The organism is Methylobacterium sp. P5_C11, assembly GCF_054049775.1.
Map to the genome: position 1 here is coordinate 149,038 of NZ_JBFULS010000003.1, position 18,470 is coordinate 167,507.

14 protein-coding genes are annotated in these 18,470 nt (G+C 70.8%); 5 read left to right on the forward strand and 9 right to left on the reverse strand.

Features of this window, described 5'->3' with window-relative positions; genetic code table 11:
• Nucleotides 1-44: 44 nt before the first annotated feature.
• The 3 genes from ACXJKQ_RS03515 to ACXJKQ_RS03525 all read left to right on the forward strand — a co-directional run bounded on the left by ACXJKQ_RS03515 (nucleotide 45) and on the right by ACXJKQ_RS03525 (nucleotide 3,776).
• A complete protein-coding gene (locus tag ACXJKQ_RS03515) occupies nucleotides 45-1,490 on the forward strand; it encodes an FAD-binding oxidoreductase (protein ID WP_457104388.1) in 1,446 nt (481 codons plus the stop codon).
• A gap of 258 nt (nucleotides 1,491-1,748) precedes the next feature.
• A complete protein-coding gene (locus tag ACXJKQ_RS03520; RefSeq protein WP_457104389.1) occupies nucleotides 1,749-2,042 on the forward strand; it encodes a DUF2218 domain-containing protein in 294 nt (97 codons plus the stop codon).
• Between the two features lie 141 nt (nucleotides 2,043-2,183).
• Nucleotides 2,184-3,776: an ABC transporter substrate-binding protein gene (locus ACXJKQ_RS03525; RefSeq protein WP_457104390.1), complete on the forward strand. Its 1,593-nt coding sequence runs from the start codon at nucleotides 2,184-2,186 to the stop codon at nucleotides 3,774-3,776.
• A 4-nt stretch (nucleotides 3,777-3,780) separates the two neighbouring features.
• Here ACXJKQ_RS03525 and putA read toward each other — a convergent pair whose 3' ends face one another.
• Together putA and ACXJKQ_RS03535 are read right to left on the reverse strand one after the other, a co-directional pair.
• Entirely contained in the window at nucleotides 3,781-7,461 is a 3,681-nt protein-coding gene (putA, locus tag ACXJKQ_RS03530; protein WP_457104391.1) for a trifunctional transcriptional regulator/proline dehydrogenase/L-glutamate gamma-semialdehyde dehydrogenase, read from the reverse strand.
• 242 nt (nucleotides 7,462-7,703) lie between these two features.
• Nucleotides 7,704-8,396 carry a hypothetical protein gene (locus ACXJKQ_RS03535; protein WP_457104392.1) on the reverse strand — a complete coding sequence of 231 codons (693 nt, stop codon included), beginning with the start codon at nucleotides 8,394-8,396 and terminating at the stop codon, nucleotides 7,704-7,706.
• Nucleotides 8,397-8,672: 276 nt separating this feature from the next.
• On the opposite strand from ACXJKQ_RS03535, the gene ACXJKQ_RS03540 reads away from it, so the two are divergent.
• A complete protein-coding gene (locus tag ACXJKQ_RS03540; protein ID WP_457104393.1) occupies nucleotides 8,673-9,719 on the forward strand; it encodes a saccharopine dehydrogenase family protein in 1,047 nt (348 codons plus the stop codon).
• Nucleotides 9,720-9,730: 11 nt separating this feature from the next.
• Here the strand turns inward: ACXJKQ_RS03540 and ACXJKQ_RS03545 are convergent, their stop codons facing one another.
• From ACXJKQ_RS03545 to ACXJKQ_RS03565, 5 genes are all read right to left on the reverse strand, one after another.
• Nucleotides 9,731-11,254: a UxaA family hydrolase gene (locus ACXJKQ_RS03545; RefSeq protein ID WP_457104394.1), complete on the reverse strand. Its 1,524-nt coding sequence runs from the start codon at nucleotides 11,252-11,254 to the stop codon at nucleotides 9,731-9,733.
• Between the two features lie 35 nt (nucleotides 11,255-11,289).
• On the reverse strand, nucleotides 11,290-12,600 hold the full coding sequence (locus ACXJKQ_RS03550) for an MFS transporter (protein ID WP_457104395.1): 1,311 nt from the start codon (nucleotides 12,598-12,600) through the stop codon (nucleotides 11,290-11,292).
• A gap of 102 nt (nucleotides 12,601-12,702) precedes the next feature.
• Entirely contained in the window at nucleotides 12,703-13,773 is a 1,071-nt protein-coding gene (locus ACXJKQ_RS03555; RefSeq protein WP_457104396.1) for a malate/lactate/ureidoglycolate dehydrogenase, read from the reverse strand.
• A 147-nt stretch (nucleotides 13,774-13,920) separates the two neighbouring features.
• The gene (locus ACXJKQ_RS03560) at nucleotides 13,921-15,435 is read right to left on the reverse strand and encodes a M81 family metallopeptidase (protein ID WP_457104397.1); all 1,515 of its coding nucleotides are present in this window, start codon (nucleotides 15,433-15,435) and stop codon (nucleotides 13,921-13,923) included.
• Nucleotides 15,436-15,468: 33 nt separating this feature from the next.
• Nucleotides 15,469-16,185 (reverse strand): DUF1194 domain-containing protein, encoded by a 717-nt coding sequence (locus ACXJKQ_RS03565; RefSeq protein ID WP_457104398.1) that lies wholly within the window; start codon nucleotides 16,183-16,185, stop codon nucleotides 15,469-15,471.
• Between ACXJKQ_RS03565 and ACXJKQ_RS03570 the strand changes: the two genes are divergently transcribed.
• The gene (locus ACXJKQ_RS03570) at nucleotides 16,184-16,651 is read left to right on the forward strand and encodes a hypothetical protein (protein ID WP_457104399.1); all 468 of its coding nucleotides are present in this window, start codon (nucleotides 16,184-16,186) and stop codon (nucleotides 16,649-16,651) included. The genes ACXJKQ_RS03565 and ACXJKQ_RS03570 overlap by 2 nt on opposite strands.
• 8 nt (nucleotides 16,652-16,659) lie before the next feature.
• On the opposite strand, the gene ACXJKQ_RS03575 is transcribed toward ACXJKQ_RS03570, so the two are convergent.
• On the reverse strand, nucleotides 16,660-17,427 hold the full coding sequence (locus ACXJKQ_RS03575) for a DUF1223 domain-containing protein (RefSeq protein WP_457104400.1): 768 nt from the start codon (nucleotides 17,425-17,427) through the stop codon (nucleotides 16,660-16,662).
• Between the two features lie 7 nt (nucleotides 17,428-17,434).
• Nucleotides 17,435-18,451, reverse strand: coding sequence for a lipid A biosynthesis lauroyl acyltransferase (locus tag ACXJKQ_RS03580; protein WP_457104401.1), 1,017 nt, complete (start codon nucleotides 18,449-18,451; stop codon nucleotides 17,435-17,437).
• Between the last annotated feature and the right edge of the window lie 19 nt (nucleotides 18,452-18,470).

The following is an 18,470-nucleotide window of genomic DNA, read 5'->3' on the forward strand; positions in this document are numbered from 1 at the left end:
GCGACGCTTGCTTCGCGCATGTTCCAGCCTACAGAATCCGCGTGATGACGCCGACCACCGACCTCGACACCCTGCTCACCGCCCTCCGCGACGGGCTCGGCGCGCGGCACGTGCTGACCGACGCCGATTCTCTCGCACCGTACCTGACAGAGAGCCGGCGTCTGTTTACCGGTTCGGCGCTGGCCGTGCTGCGGCCCGGGGACACTCAGGAGGTCGCCTTCGCGGTGCGCGCCTGCGCGCAGGCCGGTGTCGCGGTTGTGCCCCTCGGAGGCAATACCGGTCTCACCGGCGCCGGCGTGCCGCGCGGCGGGGTCGTCCTGTCCCTCGAGCGCATGAACCGTCTGCGCGGGGTCGATCCGGTCGACGCGACCATCACGGTCGAAGCCGGGATGATCCTGCAGGAGGTGCAGGACGCGGCCGAAGCTGCGGGCATGCTGTTCCCGCTGTCCTACGCGTCCCGCGGCTCGGCCCGGATCGGCGGCGGTGTCAGCACGAACGCGGGCGGGATCGCCGTCCTCGCCTACGGCAACGCCCGCGACCTCGTCCTGGGACTGGAAGTCGTCCTCGCCGACGGGCGCGTCTGGAACGGGCTGAAAGCGCTGCGCAAGGACAATGCCGGCTACGATCTGAAGCAGCTTTTCATCGGCTCGGAGGGCACGCTGGGCATCGTCACCGCGGCGGTGCTGAAGCTGTTCCCGAGGCCGCGATCGACCAGTGTCGCCTTCGTGGGACTCGGATCGGCCCGCGCCGCCCTGGGCCTGTTCGTGTTCCTGCGGACGCGGATGGATCGCGACCTGACGGCCTTCGAATACCTCCCGCCCTTCGCCCTGGAAATCGTGCTGCGTCATGTGCCGGGCGCAGTCCGGCCGCTCGCGGATGCGCATGGCGGTTACGTTTTGATCGAAGTCGCGTCGGCACGCCCCGATGCCGATACGCGGGCGGAGCTGGAATCCGCCCTCGGGCAAGCCCTGGCGGACGGGTTGATCGCCGATGCCGCGCTCGGAGCCAGCAGCGCCCAGAACGCGGCCCTCTGGCGCCTGCGCGAGGGCATCCCCGAGGCACAGACCCGCGAGGGAGCCTCGATCAAGCACGACGTATCGGTCCCGCTGTCGCGCCTGCCCGAGTTCCTCGAGCGGGCCGAAGCTGCCTGTGTAGCCGAGATGTCGGGCCTTCGGCCTTGCGGCTTCGGCCATTTCGGCGACGGCAACATCCACTTCAACCTGACTCAGCCGCCCGGCATGCCGGCGGCCGATTTCCTGTCCGAATGGGGCCGGTTCAACCGCATCGTTCACGATATCGTGCACGCGCTCGACGGCTCGATCGCAGCCGAGCACGGCGTCGGCCTGATCAAGCGCGACGAACTCGAGCGCTACGGCGATCCGGTCGGACTCGACCTGATGCGGAGCCTGAAGGCTGCCCTCGACCCGCGCGATCTGCTCAACCCCGGCAAGGTCGTCGTCCGGCGCGACATCGGGCACCCCGCCGCCTGACCAATTTTGTGCAGCGCGCCATAATTCGGCGCGGCAGCGGGTGCAGGAGAGCCACGCTGCGCAGTCATCCGCTGCGGCGGCCCGATGCGTTAAGCTGTCGCTAAGGCTTCGGACAGACCCTCAATGGTGACGGCGGCGACGGATCTGTCGGCGGAAGGCATGGCAATTGCTCCGACGACACCCTATCTCGCAGATGCGAGACAGAAGAGACGAACCGTCAACGACAGGCTGTTTCACATCCTTTTGGAGACCGACGGAATGCCTACCTCACAGGCCCGGGTGCAGACCACCGAGGCGAGCCGCTACCTTCAGCAGCTCTGCCGGCACTGGAGCCACAAGTTCAAGGTCGAGGCGACCCCCGAGCACGGCACCGTGCCGTTCGGTGAAGACCGTGTCTGCACCTTCGACGCCGAGCCGGACGCCCTGGTGATGCGCATCGACAGCTCCGACCCGGTGAACCTCACTCGGCTGGAAAACGTGGTTGCCGATCACCTCGCCCGCTTCGCCTTCCGCGAGAGCCTCGGCGATATCCGCTGGTCGCGCGCCGCCTGACGGTCCACGCATCTCGGCAGCCCTGACCCGTCCGGACCTGCGCCCGCGCGGCCTGCCCGACGTCCGGATCGGGTTGCTCCGATGGCGTGCGGCTTGCACGCTCCGGCACGCGGTCGAACCGGCCGTGACCGGGATTGAGCGATGAAGCGACGCACCCTGCTGACAGGCGCCGGTGCCCTGATGGCCGGGACGCTTGCCCGCCCGGCCCTGGTGCGGGCGGCCTCGGCGACGACGCTGCGGTTCGTACCGTATGCGGATCTCGCTCTGCTCGATCCGATCATCACCACGAACTACGTCACGCGGACCCACGCGCTGATGGTGTTCGACACGCTTTACAGCCTCGACGCGGCTTACAGAGCCCAGCCGCAGATGGTCGCCGGTCACGACGYGACGGCCGACGGGCTGACATGGCGCCTCACATTGCGGCAGGGGCTGCGCTTCCACGATGGGACGCCGGTGCTCGGCCGCGACGTGGTGGCGAGCCTGAAGCGTTGGTCGCAGCGCGACGCCTACGGGGGGGCGCTGTTCGCCGCCGTGGACGCGTTGTCCGCGCCGTCCGACACGGTGGTCGAGTTTCGGCTCAAGCGGCCCTTCCCGCTCCTTCCCGACGCCCTGGCGAAGCCGACCTCCTACCTCCCGGCGATCATGCCGGAGCGGCTCAGCACGACGGCCGCAACCCAGGCGGTGCCGGACATCGTCGGCAGCGGCCCATACCGCTTCGTCGCCGACGAGCGCGTGCCCGGCTCGCTCAACGTCTACCGGCGTTTCGACGGATATCGCCCCCGTACGGACGGCACACCGAGCTTCACCGCCGGCCCGCGGATCGCGCATTTCGACCGCGTGGAGTGGCGGACGATCCCCGACGGCGCAACGGCGGCCGGCGCCTTGCGCTCGGGCGAGATCGACTGGTGGGAGCAACCGCTGGTCGACCTCGTGCCGGACCTGATGCGCCAGCCCGACGTACGGGTGGAGCTGGTGGAAAGCGCCGGCCTGATCGGCCAGATCCGCCTGAACCACGCCCTGCCGCCGTTCGATAATCCCGCCATCAGCCATGCGCTGCTGTCGGCCATCGATCAGACCGAGATGATGGACGCGGTCGCCGGCAGCGATCCGGCGATCCGACGCGGCCCCGCGGGCATCTTCACCCCGGGCGGCCCGATGGCCTCCGCGGCCGGCCTGGAGGTGCTGACCGGCCCCCGCGACCTCGCCGCGGCCAAGCGCGCCCTGGCCGCCGCCGGCTACCGGGGCGAGCGCGTCGTATTGCTCTCCGGAACCGACGTGCCGCGGATCAACGCGATCTGCGAGGTCATGGCCGATGTCTGCCGAAAGCTTGGCATGAATCTCGACGTCGTCGCCACCGACTGGGGGACGGTGAACCAGCGGATCCTGAACCCGAAGCCCCTGGATCAGGGGGGCTGGTCGATGTTCGGCATCTTCTCGGGTGGCCTGGATCACCTGTCGCCGGCCTACCATCTGGTCGTCCGCGGGAACGGCCGTGCCGGCGTGCCGAGCTGGCTTACCGACGCCCCTCTGGAAGAGTTGCGCAGCGCATGGTTCGCCGCGCCGGACCTCGCCGCCCAGAAGGCCATCGCCGCGCAGATCCAGGCACGCGCGCTGGATGTCGGCGCCTATCTCCCCTGTGGCCAGTACTTCCAGCCCACGGCCTACAGGCGCGACCTCGAGGGGATGCTGACCGGGTTGCCGTTGTTCTGGAACCTGCGCCGATCGGCCTGACGTCTCAGCCGATGCTCATCAGGCTGGCATTGCCCCCGGCCGCCGCGGTGTTGATCGTGGTCGAGACCTCTGCGACCAGCCCGGCCGGATCGTAGAGATCGCCGGCCGCCAGCGCCTCCGGGCTGCGCGCCTGGACCGTCAGGATCGGCCCGGGCCGGGCCGCGACCGCTGCGTTGAGGCTGCACAGGCCAGCCGCGTCGCCGGCGAACAAAACGGCGCCGAGATCGCCGGCACTTTCGAGATCCGGAGCCCACGCGATCCGTGCCGCCAAGTCGGCCGGGAGATCGTGGAACGCGGGCCGAAGCGGCGAGGCCCCGACGATGACGGCGCTGTTGCCCGTGCCGAAGATCGCGCCGAGCTGAATGAGGAGCGCGGCTTCCGTCGTCGCGACGGCGGCGATGCGTCCGCGGGGACGCAACGCGTACAGATTGCGCTCACCCACCGGTCCCGGCAGGGCGATCGCGGCGGATCCGGGATAGCGGATCGCCGCGAGGCGGTCGGCGAGGTCGTGGCGCTGCCGTGAGTGCAGCCACGCCGCGTAGGGCCGGATCCCGGTGTCGTCGGCGGGGAGGCCATCGAGGGCCGCGGCCGGCCGTCTCCGGACCAGGCGTCCGAGCGCGAGCGGTCCGCCGGCCTTGGGGCCCGTGCCCGAAAGGCCCGAACCGCCGAAGGGCTGCACGCCCACCACCGCGCCGATGATGTTCCGGTTCACGTACCGGTTGCCGGCCTGGACGCGACCGAGCACCTGCGCGATCGTCGCGTCGATGCGGCTGTGCAGGCCGAAGGTCAGGCCGTAGCCGGTGGCGTCGATCGCGGCGAGGAGCCGGTCGAGGGCGTCGCGGCGGTAGCGCAGCACATGAAGCACCGGGCCGAACACCTCCTGCGCGACATCGCCGATCGCGGCGATCTCGATCAGCGTCGGCGGCACGAAGGTCCCGGCGCCCGTCTCGGTCGGCAGCGGCACCTGTTGCACGGCAAAGCCGCGGTCGCGCATCGCCGCAACGTGGGCGCTGATCCGGGCGGCAGCCTCGGCCGTAATGACCGGTCCGACGTCGACGGCGAGGTGGCGGGGGTCGCCGACCCGAAGTTCCGCGAGAGCACCCCGCAGCATGTGCAGCGTGCGGTCGGCGATCTCGTCCTGAAGGCACAGGATCCGCAGCGCCGAGCAGCGCTGGCCGGCGGAATCGAAGGCCGAGGCGATGACATCCGCCACCACCTGCTCGGCGAGGGCGGAGGAATCGACCACCAGGGCGTTCTGGCCGCCGGTCTCCGCCACGAACGGCACCGGCTCGCCGAAGCGGGTCAGCCGCCCGGCCAGGGCGCGCTGGATTTCCTTGGCCACCGTCGTCGAGCCGGTGAACATCACACCCTGCACCCGCGGATCGCCGACCAGGGCCGCACCGACCCGACCATCGCCGGGCAGAACCTGCAGCACGTCCGTCGGAATGCCGGCCCCGTGCAGAATGCGGACGGCCTCGGCGGCGATGAGGGGCGTCTCCTCGGCGGGCTTCGCCAGGACAGGGTTTCCGGCGGCGAGGGCGGCGGCGACCTGCCCGACGAAGATCGCCAGGGGGAAATTCCAGGGTGCGATACAGGCCACCGGGCCGAGCGGCTCATGCGGTCCGGCGAGAGTCCGCTCGGCCTCGGCACCGGCATAGCGCAGGAAATCCACGGTCTCGCGGATCTCGGAGACGGCGTTCGCATAGGTCTTGCCGGCCTCCCGCACGATGAGCCCGATCAACGCCGGCATTCCGGCCTCGAACGTCGCGGCCGCTCGCCGCAGGGTCGCGGCCCGCGCGGCGACCGGGGTCGCCGCCCAGCCGCGAGCAGTTGCTTCCGCGCGCGACAGGGCACGCTCGGCAGCGGCAGGGGTCGTCGCGCGGCAGAACCCGACCACGTCCCGATGGTCCGCCGGGTTCCGGACCGGTTCGCCGGCCGACCCGCTGTCGCCTTTCGGCGCCGCCCGCCAGTCAGTGCCGTCGCTTGTCCGCAAACCGTCTGCCAGAGCGGCAAGAGCCGCCTCGTCGGTCAGGTCAAGACCGGCGGCATTGGCGCGGGTCGGGGCGTACAGGTCTCGGGGCAGCGCGATCCGCGGGTGCGGCGCGCCAGGGTGCGGCATGGCCTCGACCGCCGCGACGGGGTCTGCGATCAGCGCCTCGACGGGTACGGTCTCATCGGCGACCCGGTTGACGAAGGAGGTGTTGGCCCCGTTCTCGAGCAGTCGCCGAACCAGATAGGCGAGCAGGGTTTCGTGAGTGCCCACCGGCGCGTAGATGCGACAGGGGCGCTGCAGGCTCTCCCCTCCGACCACCGCCTCGTAGAGCGGCTCGCCCATGCCGTGCAGACACTGGAATTCGTACTGGCCGAGCCTGAAGTCCGAACCCGCCATCGCGACGATGCTCGCCAGCGTCTGTGCATTGTGGGTGGCGAATTGCGGAAAGACCGCGTCAGGCGCCGCGAGGAGCCGCCGGGCGCAGGCGAGGTAGGAGACGTCGGTGTGGATCTTCCGGGTGAAGACCGGGAAGTCCGCCAACCCATCCACCTGCGCGCGCTTGATCTCGCTGTCCCAGTAGGCGCCCTTGACCAGGCGGACCATCAGCCGGCGCCGGCTGCGGCGGGCGAGATCGATCAGCACGTCGATGACGAACGGGCAACGCTTACCGTAGGCCTGGACGACGAATCCGAGACCGTCCCAGCCCGAGAGATCCGGATCCGCAGCCAGCGCCTCCAGGACATCCAGCGACAGGTCGAGGCGGTCGGCCTCCTCGGCGTCGATGTTGAGGCCGATCCCGGCATCCCTGGCCAGACGGGCGAGGTCCCACACGCGCGGCGACAGCTCCGCCAGGACGCGGTCGCGCTGCGCCCGGACGTAACGGGGATGCAGGGCCGACAGCTTGATCGAGATTCCGGGACCGAGGAGCACGCCACGACCGGCCGACGCGTCGCCGATCGCCCGGATCGCGTCCGCGTAGGCGCGCTGGTAGCGTTCGGCATCCTCCGCTGTGACTGCGGCCTCGCCGAGCATGTCGTACGAGTACGTGAAGCCCTTGGCCTCCCACCCTGTGGCGTGCCGCAGGGCCTCGGCGATCGTCCGCCCGGCCACGAACTGCTCGCCCATCATCCGCATGGCAAGGTCGACGCCGGTGCGGATCAACGGTTCGCCGCCGCGGGCGATCAGACGGGTCAGCGCCGCCGACAGACCGGCCTCGTCCCGGGTCGCGGCCAGGCGACCGGTCACCAGCAAGCCCCAGGTCGCCGCGTTCACGAAGGGCGACGGGCTATGGCCGAGATGCGCGTGCCAATCTCCGCCCGCGATCTTGTCGCGGATCAGCGCATCGCGCGTCGTCGCATCCGGGATGCGCAGCAGCGCCTCGGCCAAGCACATCAGAGCCACCCCCTCCTGGCTCGAGAGCGCGTATTCGTGGATCAGCGCCTCGACGCCGCTGCGGCGACGCCGGCGACGGAGGGACTCGACGAGATGACGGGCCTGCTCGGAGGCGCGCCGGGCGGCTCCGGGCGGCAGCCTCGCCTCATCGAGGAGCGGCGCCACGCAGGCCGCCTCGGGCCGCCGGCAGGCCGCGACCACAGCCTGCCGCAGGGGCGAGAGATTCGGCAACAGACGCGCGAAGTCGGCGAAGGGATCGATCGTCACGGCGGACTTCTCGACGACGCCGGATCCGGACATGGCTGCCCCTCGGACACGGTGCCGTGTCATGCGCACCGTCGATGCCGCAGGCTAAACGTCCGGGGATGAATTCGGAACCGCAGCGCCTGCATGTGACGCAGGGGCATGGGCGTCGCCGCAGCACGTTTCCACGATGCCGGAGGCCGGTTCTCGTACGGAGCCCGCGACATGGGCGGACACGCGACGCGCGGCCCGTCTCCACACGACCCTGCAGGACACGGCCCGTTCGCCCTGCTGACCGATCACTTCACGGGTTGCGTGGCCCGCGCCGCCTCGATCGCCCCGGTGAGGACAGGCTCGGCGCCGTCCCGTTGCAGCGTGGAGAGGGGAATCACCACCGGATCCGCACAGGCCTGGACGACGTGCGCGAGGTCGAACTGGACGGCGAGGCCGCCCGCACCGACATCGAGCCACGCCATCATCGCGGGCGGCTTCCCGTCATTCGTCTCGGTGACCGCCGCGCGGCAGTCCGCATCGTCCCCATCCCGCTTCGGATCGCCGGACTTCGGGCGATAGCCGGCGCGGTAGAGGGCGTGCAGCGTCTCGGAGGCCAGCGTCACCATCTTGGTCCCGTCCGCGCCGTCCGCGAGGGCGATCGTCCCGGTCAGGGCGGGCGGAAGCAGCGTGGTCCAATCCACCGGGGCGCCGGTGGTGAGATCGTAGACGATCGACATCGTGGCGGTGTCCGGGTGCGCGCCGCCGCAGAACCAGCTGTCGTTGATCACCAGACTCAGAAAGCGCGGACCGCGCATCGGCACTTGGACGCCGCGCTCCCAGGAACTGTGCACGCCGCCCTCCGCCTTGCACTGCCCGGCGGCCTTCCTGACCTTGCCGTCCAGTCGCTTCAGCGCCGTGTTGATCCGGCGCTCCGCATCGTCGGCCGGTGCCTCGATCTGGGGCATCGCCGCCAGACCGGGTGCCAGGTCCGGCTGCATCGTCACAATCACTGCCCGATCCGCGGCCGAGACCGGTGCGGTCAGGACGAGGAGCGCAACGCCCAAGCCTGCGACGCGCCACCATCCGGCCCTGCCGCGGTCTCGCGCTGCCGACGGCCGGGGGATCCCATCGAACATCGTGCCGCTCCTGTGGCGGCGGTAGCCCCTCATTCAGGGCTGCCCGCCGCGTCGTCTTCCGGGTCCTGTGTCCTAGCATCCGGCGAAACGTTGCGGCGCGTGCTTTGACACGCGCGGGAGCGGTGGCAGAAACCCGCCATGACCGCGATCATGATCTACGGCGCCACCGGCTATACCGGGCAGCTCCTGGCCGAGCACGCCGTCGCGCAGGGCCTGCAGCCGATCCTGGCCGGGCGCGACCCGGAGAGGCTCCGGCCCATCGCGGCCCGGCTCACGCTCGAGGCGCGGGTCGCACCCCTCGATAATCCGGACCGGCTGCGTGCCGCGCTGTCGGGAATCGCGGTCGTGATCCACGCGGCCGGCCCGTTCTCCAAGACCGCCAAGCCGATGGCCGATGCCTGCCTCGCGGCCGGCGCCCACTACGTCGACATCACGGGTGAGATCTCGGTACTGGAAGCGCTCGCCGCGCGGGATGCGGCGGCGAAGGCAGCGGGGATCGTGCTCCTGCCGGCGGCGGGCTTCGACGTGGTGCCGAGCGACTGCCTCGCCGCCCATGTGGCCGGACGCCTGCCCGGCGCAACGCACCTGCGCATCTCCATCGGCGGCTTCGGCGGCTTCAGCCGCGGAACCGCCCGCACCATGGTCGAGGGCATCGCCTGGGGAACCCGGGTCCGCCGGGACGGCCGCATCGTCGAATTGCCGAGCCCCCCTCGGGGCACCGCCGATTTCGGCCGCGGCCCGCGACGCACCGTCGGCCTCGGGTGGGGCGACGTGTCGAGCGCGTGGTACTCGACGCGGGTCCCCAACATCGACGTCTATTTCGAGGCCCTCCCCGCCATGGCGGCGGCCGCGGGCCTGCCCGCCGGCCTCCGCAGGATCATCGCCGGCGACACCGCGCAGCGCCTGATCAACCGCGGCATCGACCGGCTGCCGGCCGGACCGTCGGCGGCGGCGCGGCAGAGAGCCCGCAGCACCTTCCTGGCGGAGGCCTGGGACGGCGCCGGTCACCGCGCGTCGAGCCGCATGGTGACTGCGGAGGGCTACACCCTGACGGTCTGGACCGCGCTGGACGCGGCGAGGCGCATCGCTGCGGGACGCGTCGCACCAGGGTTCCACACTCCCGTGACTGCCTTCGGCCCCGACTACATCCTGGGCTTCCCGCACGTGGTGCGGACGGACCTCTGAGCCGCAGCGGATCAGACGGTCGCCCCGATCTGCCAGGGGGCGAATTCCGACGAGCCGAAATCGAACTGCTCGCTCTTGGTCCGCGCGCCACCCGCAACCTGCAGGATCAATTCGAAGATCCGCCGCCCCGCCTGCTCGACGGTCTCCTCGCCGTCGAGGATGGTGCCGCAATTCACGTCCATGTCCTCCTCGAGACGTCGGTACATGGCGGAGTTCGTGGCGATCTTGATCGAGGGCGCCGGCTTGCAGCCGAACACGCTGCCGCGGCCGGTGGTGAAGCACACGAGGTTGGCGCCGCCCGCGACCTGTCCGGTGGCCGAGACGGGGTCGTAGCCCGGCGTGTCCATGAACACGAAACCCTTGGCGGTGACCGGATCGGCGTAGCGCAGCACGTCGACGAGGTTGGTGCTGCCGGCCTTCGCCATCGCGCCGAGCGATTTCTCCAGGATCGTGGTCAGCCCGCCGGCCTTGTTGCCGGGCGAGGGGTTGGCGTCGATCTCCGAGCCTTCCTTGCGGGTGTAGTCCTCCCACCAGTGCATCAGGTCGACGAGCTTCTGGCCGACATCCGGGCTCACGGCGCGGCGGGTGAACAGGTGTTCCGCCCCGTAGGTCTCCGTCGTCTCCGACAGGATCACCGTGCCGCCGTTCTGCACCACGAGGTCGCTGGCGATGCCCAGCGCCGGATTGGCCGAGACGCCCGAATACCCGTCCGAACCGCCGCATTGCAGGGCGACGATCAGTTCGCTCGCCGGCACCGGCTCCCGGTGGACGACGTTCGCCTCGTCCAGGATGCCCTTCACGAAGTCGATCCCAGCCTCGACGGTCTTCCGGGTGCCACCCAGGCTCTGGATGTTCATGCTGCGGATCCGGTCGGCGAGACCCTGCTCCTCCAGGAAGGCGCCGATCTGGTTCACCTCGCAGCCGAGCCCGATCATCACGATGTGCGAGAAGTTGACGTGCCGGGCATAGCCCGCGAGCGTCCGGCGCAGGAGCCGCAGCGGCTCGCCCATCGCCATGCCGCAGCCGGTCTTGTGGGTCAGCGCCACGACACCGTCGACGTTGGGATAGGGGGCGAGCGGGTCGAGACCGAGGATCGGGTGCCTCCGGAACGCGTCGGCGATCAGGTCGGCGACGTGCGCGCTGCAGTTCACCGAGGTGAGGATGCCCACATAGTTGCGGGTCGCGACGCGCCCGTCGGGGCGGCGGATGCCCTGGAAGGTGGCGGGCGACGTCACGAGGCGCGTCGGCTTGGCATCGACCCCGAATGCGTAGTCGCGCGCGAACTCGCCCATCCCGAGATTATGGACGTGGACGTGCCGGCCGGCCGCGATGTCCTCCTTGGCGAAGCCGATGATCTGGCCGTATTTGGTCACCGGCTCGCCGCTGCGGTGGGCCCGGACCGCGACCTTGTGGCCGGCGGGGATCCGCTCCGCGGCCGTCACGCCGGCGGCGACCGGCGTGCCCGCCTCGAGGGCGCCGCGGGCCACGGCCACGCCGTCATCCGGCCGAAGGGTGATCACGGGATAAGTGGACATCGGTCTCTCCTGGAATTCGTCCGGGCCGCGCGCCCTCACCGCGCGGCCTCGGGGCGCAGGGCCGGGGCGCCGGCGTCACGCACCGGCAGCGGTGCGATCTCCCCGACCACGAACAGGTAGATGAAGGCGCCCAGGAGGCAGAACCCGCCGGCCACGATCAGGGGAATCACGAACGAGCCCTGGGTGACGGTGAGCATGACCCCGGTGAAGGTCGTCGTCACGATCCCGGCGACGTTCGAGGCGAAGTTCTGGATGCCGCCGATCGAGGCCACGTGGGCCGGCGTCGGCGCCACGTCGCCGGGCAGCGCCCAGATCGAGGCGGCCGTGAACGCGAGGCTGCCGTAGGCTACCGCGAAGCACAGCAGGGCCACGTAGACGTTCGGCGCGATGATCGACAGGGTGATGACCGACGACATCAGCATGCCGCCGACCAGGCAGGTCTTGCGGGCCGCGGTCAGGCTCCAGCCCCGTCGATAGAGGGCGTCCGACGCGTACCCGCCGAGCCAGCCGGCGGGGATCGAGGCCAGCGCGGGCAGGCTGCCCAGCGTGCCGAGTTCCGCGAGGGAGAAGCCCCGGGCCTTGACGAGGTAGGTCGGAAACCACGTGATGAAGAAGTAGATCACGAAGTTCAGGCAGAAGAAGCCGGCCATCATCCCCCAGACGGTCCGATAGCGGAACAGGGAGAGCCACGGCACTTGGTTCTGGGCGTCGGCGGCATCGACCGCCGTGGGCCGCTCCTGCGCGGCCCGGAGTGCGGCGAGTTCCGCGGGTGTGACGGCCGGATGGTTCTCAGGCTCGCGGTAGAGCCACATCCAGAACACGGCCCAGACGAAGCCCAGGACGCCGGTCACGATGAAGGATTCCCGCCAGCCGAGCGTGGCGATGACCCAGGAGACCAGCGGGATCGCCAGCGCTGAGCCGACCCGCGAGCCGCTGTCGAAGATGCTGCTGGCGAAGCTGCGCTCGCTCCTTGGAAACCAAGAGGCCGCGACCTTGGCGAAGGACGGATAGGCCCCCGCCTCGCCGACCCCCAGCAGCATGCGCAGGCCGAGGAGGGACAGGAAGCCCCGTCCGATCGCGGTCAGCGCCGTGCAGGCCGACCACCAGACGACGGCGACGAGCAGCGACAGTCGCGGCCCGACCCGGTCGGCCACGTAGCCGAAGGGCAACTGCATGACCGCGTAGGTCCAGAAGAAGCCCGACAGGATCAGGCCCATGTCGGTGGCGCTGAGCCCGAGTTCCTTCGACATGGTCGGCGCGGCCACCGCGAGGTTGGCGCGGTCGATGTAGTTGATGGCATTGGCGGCCATGCAGAGGCCGATCATCAGCCAGCGCAATCTGGACATCGTGTTCCTCCCGAGTGCCGGGGATGGCGTCCCCGGGCTGCGCGACGCCCCTTTTCGGGACGGGGTCGCCGCAGGCGCGTCTCGTCGGGCCGCGGCCCCGGCTCAGTCGCGGTAGGCGTTGCCGTCGAGCCCGTGGGGGCGTCCCGCGGCGAGGAGGGTTTCCCACACGGGTTCGGGCAGCGGGACACCCTCGGCCAGGCGCTCGGCCCGCATCCGGCGCTCCGGCTCGCCGGGCAGCAGGACTTCCGAACCGGGCATCGGGCGGGCGCTCTTGAAGAAATCGAGATAGGTCCGCGCCTCCGCGGCCAGGGCGGTCTCGGTGCCCAACGCCTCGGGCCGCACGTAGATCGACAGCATGCCGTTGCAGATCCGGCGCTGGCCCGGACCTGCGGTCCCGGATCCGGTCAGCGCACCGGCGAGGAGCTCGCACATCAGCGCGAGACCGGAGCCCTTGTGCTCGCCGAAGGCCCGGATCGCCCCGGCGCCGCGCTGGTTGTCGCGCTCCACGCCCTCGAGGGGGCCGAACAGGGTGGCCGGGTCGCTGCTGAGCCGACCGTCGGGCTCGATGAGCGCGCCCTCCGGCAGCGGCTTGCCGCCGCGGGAGGCGACGAGCACCTTGCCCTCGGCCACCGCCGACGTGGCGAAATCGAGGATGATCGGGTCGGCGCCCGGCACCGGGAAGCCGGCCGCGAAGGGTGCCGTGGAGAAGCGGCGCTCCACGGATCCGAACGGCGCCACCAGCAGGCTTCCCGCGACGTTGACGAAGTGGACCGAGACCAATCCGGCTTCGGCCGCGCGCTCAGCCCACTCGCCGATCCGCCCGAGATGGCCGGCATGGCGCAGCGCCACGATGGCCACGCCGGTGTCCTTGGCCTTGGCGATGCCGAGATCGGTGGCGAAGGGGCCGGCCGTCTGCCCGAATCCGTATTGCGCGTCGAGAAGCGCGAAGGACGGCGCATCGGTGACGACCTCGGGCGTGCGCCCGGCCTCGACCTCCCCGGCGCGCAGCCACTCTACGTAGCGGGTCACGCGGACGACGCCGTGACTGTCATGGCCGGTGAGATTGGCGGCCACGAGGAATCGGCCGATCCGCTCGGCCTCCGCCTCTGCGCAGCCCTCGCGCACGAAGATGTCCCGCACATAGGCGGACAGCCTGTCGGCCGAAATCCGCATTCCGTCACCTCCCTGGCCGCGCCTCGCCGGGCACGTGCGGGATGAACCTAGCGTTCTTAAACGTGCGGCGCGAGCACCCGCAGGTGACGGCGGCGCCCGCCTGTCGCCCCGGCCGACTTTGGGCAACAACCCCCAGGGTCCGGCCGGTCATCGGTCCGACGTCGCCGGGCCGGGCGGGTCGCCGTAGGGAAAGAAGTCGCCGGTCCGCAGATGTTCGTAGGGCAGGTGGTCGAGCCGGACCGTCCCGAGGAACGGCTCAGGCGGTTCCACGAGCAGGATCGTGCCGGCATAGCCGCTGTCGTCGAATCCGCGGCGAAAATGGACCCGCGACTTGATCGCCACGATGTCGAAATCGGCCGGGTCCAGGCCGAGGCACCACAGCTCGTCGGGCTCGACGATCTGCGCGAGGTGCGGGCTCAGGACCAGCACGTTGCCGGAGCCGAAGGCGATGCAGAGCCAGTGGCCGCCTCCGCCGCCGCTGCCGGCGACGCCGGGCGCCGGCGCCTCGCAGACGTGGAGCACCGTTCCGGCGATCCGGACCGGATCTCCCGCGGACGGATCGCCGCCGCCGCCGATCGCCGCCGCGAAGGGATCGCCGGCCGCGATGCCCCGCGCGACCGCCTCTGCCAGGATGTCCGGCGACGCGACGGTGGCGATCAGGGTGCGGGTCAGCCCCTGCCGAAGGATCTCGCGCAGGAGCCAGGTCGCCCGGCCGGATCGATCGCTGTGGTCGGCGAGGACGACCGGGCCGGCCCCCGCCGCGATGGCTGCCCGGGCGAGGCGCACGCCGTCCGCGATGGGGTGGATCCGGGTCGATTCGAGCAGCCCGCGCCGGTTGCGCCAGGCGAAGGCGGCGACGTCACCGGCCACCCGTTCGGCGAGATCGGGATCGCCGTTGGTGAGCGCCTGAACGGTCATGCCGCCATCGGGCGCATCCCCCCAGGGAAAGCCGAAGAAGACGTTGACGTACACGTCGGGCTCGCGCGCCTCCCAGACCAGCGCCCGCTGCACGAGGTCCGACCAGGGCGAGGCGCCGGTCCACTGCACGACGGTGGGCGACAGGATCGGCACCTTGATGGTCCGGTGGGCCGGCCGGAAGGCGCCGCGCACGGCGCGGACCAGCATGCGGGCGGCCCGCCGGCCCTGCAGGTGGCCGTCGTAGTGCGGAAAGTACTTGACCGTGAACGCCATGTCGGCGTGCTCGAGGAAGGCGGCGTCCTCGTTGCCGTGCAGGTCGAAGGTTCCGACGAGGATTGCCCGGTCGCCGACCGCCCCGCGAACCTGCCGGGCGATGTCGGCCTCCGGCCGGGACACGCCGCGCACCGCCATCGCCCCGTGAAGCGCGAGGTAGACGCCGTCGAACGGTCCCCGCGCGCGCAACTCCGAGACCATGAGTCCCACGAAATGCGCGTAGGCGTCCGCGGTGATCCACCCCGACGCGGTACCGGTGCGCGGCCAGAGCGGCGACGTGATGCCCACCAGCTCCACACCATCATATTCGCGCGCCATCTGAACGAAACCGCCCATGTAGCCCTTCGGGTCGGTGGCGAGCAGCGCCTCGCCGGCGGCGGGCGAACCGGGATGTATGAAGTCCTCCCGGGTGGTGTCGTTCGGCAGGAACGTCACGGTCTCATGAGTGAACTGGAGGACGGCAACGCGCATCGATCATCGATCCTCTAAATGGCGGGCGGACGGTCAGGCGATCTCGCGGACGAGCTTGGCGACGAGCGAGCGACCGAACGCCGCGAAGCTCTCGGCGGCCATCACGAATGCGCCTTCCCCGCCGATGACGACGGTCCGGTAATAGGCCGCGAGACCACCTGGCGGGTTGGTGTGCTCGCGAAGGAAAGCCGGCATCCCCGCGGGCTCGGTCAGGATCACGAGGCCGTTCACGGTGATGCCCGCCGCCACCGCGGCGTCCCGCGCCTCCGCGATGGCGCGGCCGGCATTGCCGGTGCCGTCACCCGAGATGTCGATCACCTGCCGGTCGGCGCGGAACGGCGCCCGCGCCAGAAGGTCGGTGGCGAATCCAATCGCCGAGCCGATGGCGGTACGGCCGTAGAACGGCCGCTGGGCGCCGGCGAGCCGGGTGGCGAAGAGCGCAGCATCCTGCGCCGAGCCGATCACCATCCAGTCGACCGCGACCTGCTGTTCCTCGGGGCTCGCCCAATCGAACAGGGTGACGGCGATGCGACCGGTCGCGCCCTCGGCGATGGCGCGGAGCACCCGCGGATCGCCGAACGCTTCGGCGTAGCCGGTACGCTCGAGGTCGAAACGCGCTTCGCTGATGCTGAGCGAGACGTCCACGGCCAGGACCAACAGGAGATCCACGGTCGGTTCGGCGGCGCGGGCGCGTCGCGATGCCAGCGACAGCAGGGCGAGCAACGCGGAGAGCAGGTGGCGTCGCCGCATGGCCGACACTCGATCGCAGGCGCCCACGCCGGACGGCGGGCGGTCGCATGCATGCAACGAGCCTGCCGCCCTGCGGTTCGAGGTCCTGCTGTGCCACGGCGCGCAGCGCGCGGATGCGGCGGGAATGTTCCGGCCCAAACACGCGATTCCGCGCCGCTTTCGGCCGCATCGCGACGCCGCCGGGCCATCTTATCTCATTTGGTCGAAGGCGCCGCCGGCGCTCCGTTTGAGGGCACACATCGACATGCGGATTGTTCACCGGATCGGACGCGTCATTGAGGGCGGGCTCACCGGGGCCGTCACCAAGACGGTGGCGCTGATGAGCCGCGCCATCGACGGAACGATCGGGTTGGTCGCAGGCCTGTCCGACCGGCTCGACGCGCGCCTCGAAAATCTCGCCCGCGAATCCAGGGCTCGCCATCGCCGTGAGGGCCGCCGACAGATCGACCCGATCACCCTGAAATAGGCCCGGCGCTACAGGCCTGGTCCCTTCGCGGCCCCGAAGATACGCCCCGGTTTGCCATCGGCCGCACCCTGGAGCAGGACGACCCAGCTGTCCGCGTCGGCGACCCGGGCCTGGGTGCCGGGAACGTCGAAGCGGGCCGGTTGCCCGGTCCAGGGACCGAGGCGCTGCATGCCCCGCACCACGTTGACGTAGGTCGCCGTGCGGCCGCCGTTCTCCCCGGCCTGGATGGCGATGGCGCGACTGCGCAGCACGGGAACGAGCCAGACGTCGCCGCGGATCTCGGTCTTGGCTTCCGGCGCTGCGCCGACTTCCACCAGGATCCGGTCGCCTTTCGTCTCACCCCGTACCGGGACCGGCAGACCGCCATGCTGGCAGGCCTCGCGGATCAGCCGATCCAGGGCCGTGCGGTCGGACCCGACTGCGAAACTGTTGCCGTCGATCACGACCTGGGGCGTGAAGACCTGCCGGGCGCCGCGGCCCCGCGCGTAGGCGCGCTGCCGTTCGGTCAGCGGCCGCAGCGCCAGCGTGTCCTTCCAACCGAGATAGTCCCAGTAGGTCACCGGCAGGGTCAGGGCGATGACACCGGGTCTGTGCGACAGGTCGCGCAGCACCGGATCGGCCGACCGGCAGGCGCCGCAGCCCTGGCTGGTGAAGAGTTCGACCACGGCGCTGACGGGCTCGGCCCTTCCTTGCGACGCGGACACGGACGCGCAGAGGATCAGGGCGGCGCGGAGCGCGCGGCGGTCGCGGGTCGGGGCGCGGTGCCGGGGCGTCATCGCTCCATCAGACCGCCTGAGAGGCCGGAGGTGAAATCACGTTGGCTTGAGACGCCTCTACCATCGGTTGAAGTGGCACGGGTGCGACCTTCGGCTTGGGCAGCATGTCCGGGCGCCAGCGGCGGTGCATCCACAGCCATTGCCCGGGATTCTCGCGCACCCAGCCCTCGACCACGGTGGTCATCGCCTGCATGGCGCCGGCCACGTCGATGGTCCCATCAGCGGCCCGCGGCAGATCGAGGGGTGGTGTCAGATCCAGCCTGAAGCGGCCGGCAGGCAGGCGCACGACGCGCACGCCATGCACCGGGCAGTCGTAATGCCGGGCAAGCTTGGCGAGCAGGGGATTTGCGAGGCAGGGGCGCCCCAGGAACTCCACCACGACGCCGCGGGTGAAGTGCTGGTCGATCAGTTGGCCCAGATGGCCGCCCTTCTCGACCACATCGCGCATGGCGAAGACCGCGCCCGGCTTCGAGGCGGCGAGGCCGCCCATGGACCGGCGGCGGACCTCTTGGACGAGGCGCGCGGCGGCCGGGTTGTTGGGTGGCCGGAAGACCGCGGTGGCGTCGAGGCCGAACCGGGCCGCGCAGATCGCCGGCAATTCCCAGTTGGCCAGATGCGCGGAGAAGATGAGCCCCGGCTGGCCGTCGTCGCGCAGGGCGAAGAAGTGTTCGATCCCCGCAACTTCGGTCCGAGAGGGCGCGGTGGCGGCGGGATCGTAGTCGAACAGCGTATCGAGATGGGCGTACTCGGCGCCCGTTCGCCCGAGATTGTCCCACGCCTCCAGGGCGATACGCCTGCGCTCCGCGTCCGGCATGTCGGGGAAGGCCGCCCTCAGGTTGGCCAGGGCGATCCGATGGGCCGGCAGGAGCGGCCCGACGCTGCGCAGCAGGGCAGCGCCGAACGCCGTCGAGCGACTGGGTCCGAGGGCGCGCGCGAGCAGGACCAAGGCCCGGATCACCGGGATCATGGGTAAACCCGCGAGGCGCGGGTACGACCGTTTCAGCAGGAGGGCCAGACGCAGCACGATCGATGTCCAGGGGTAG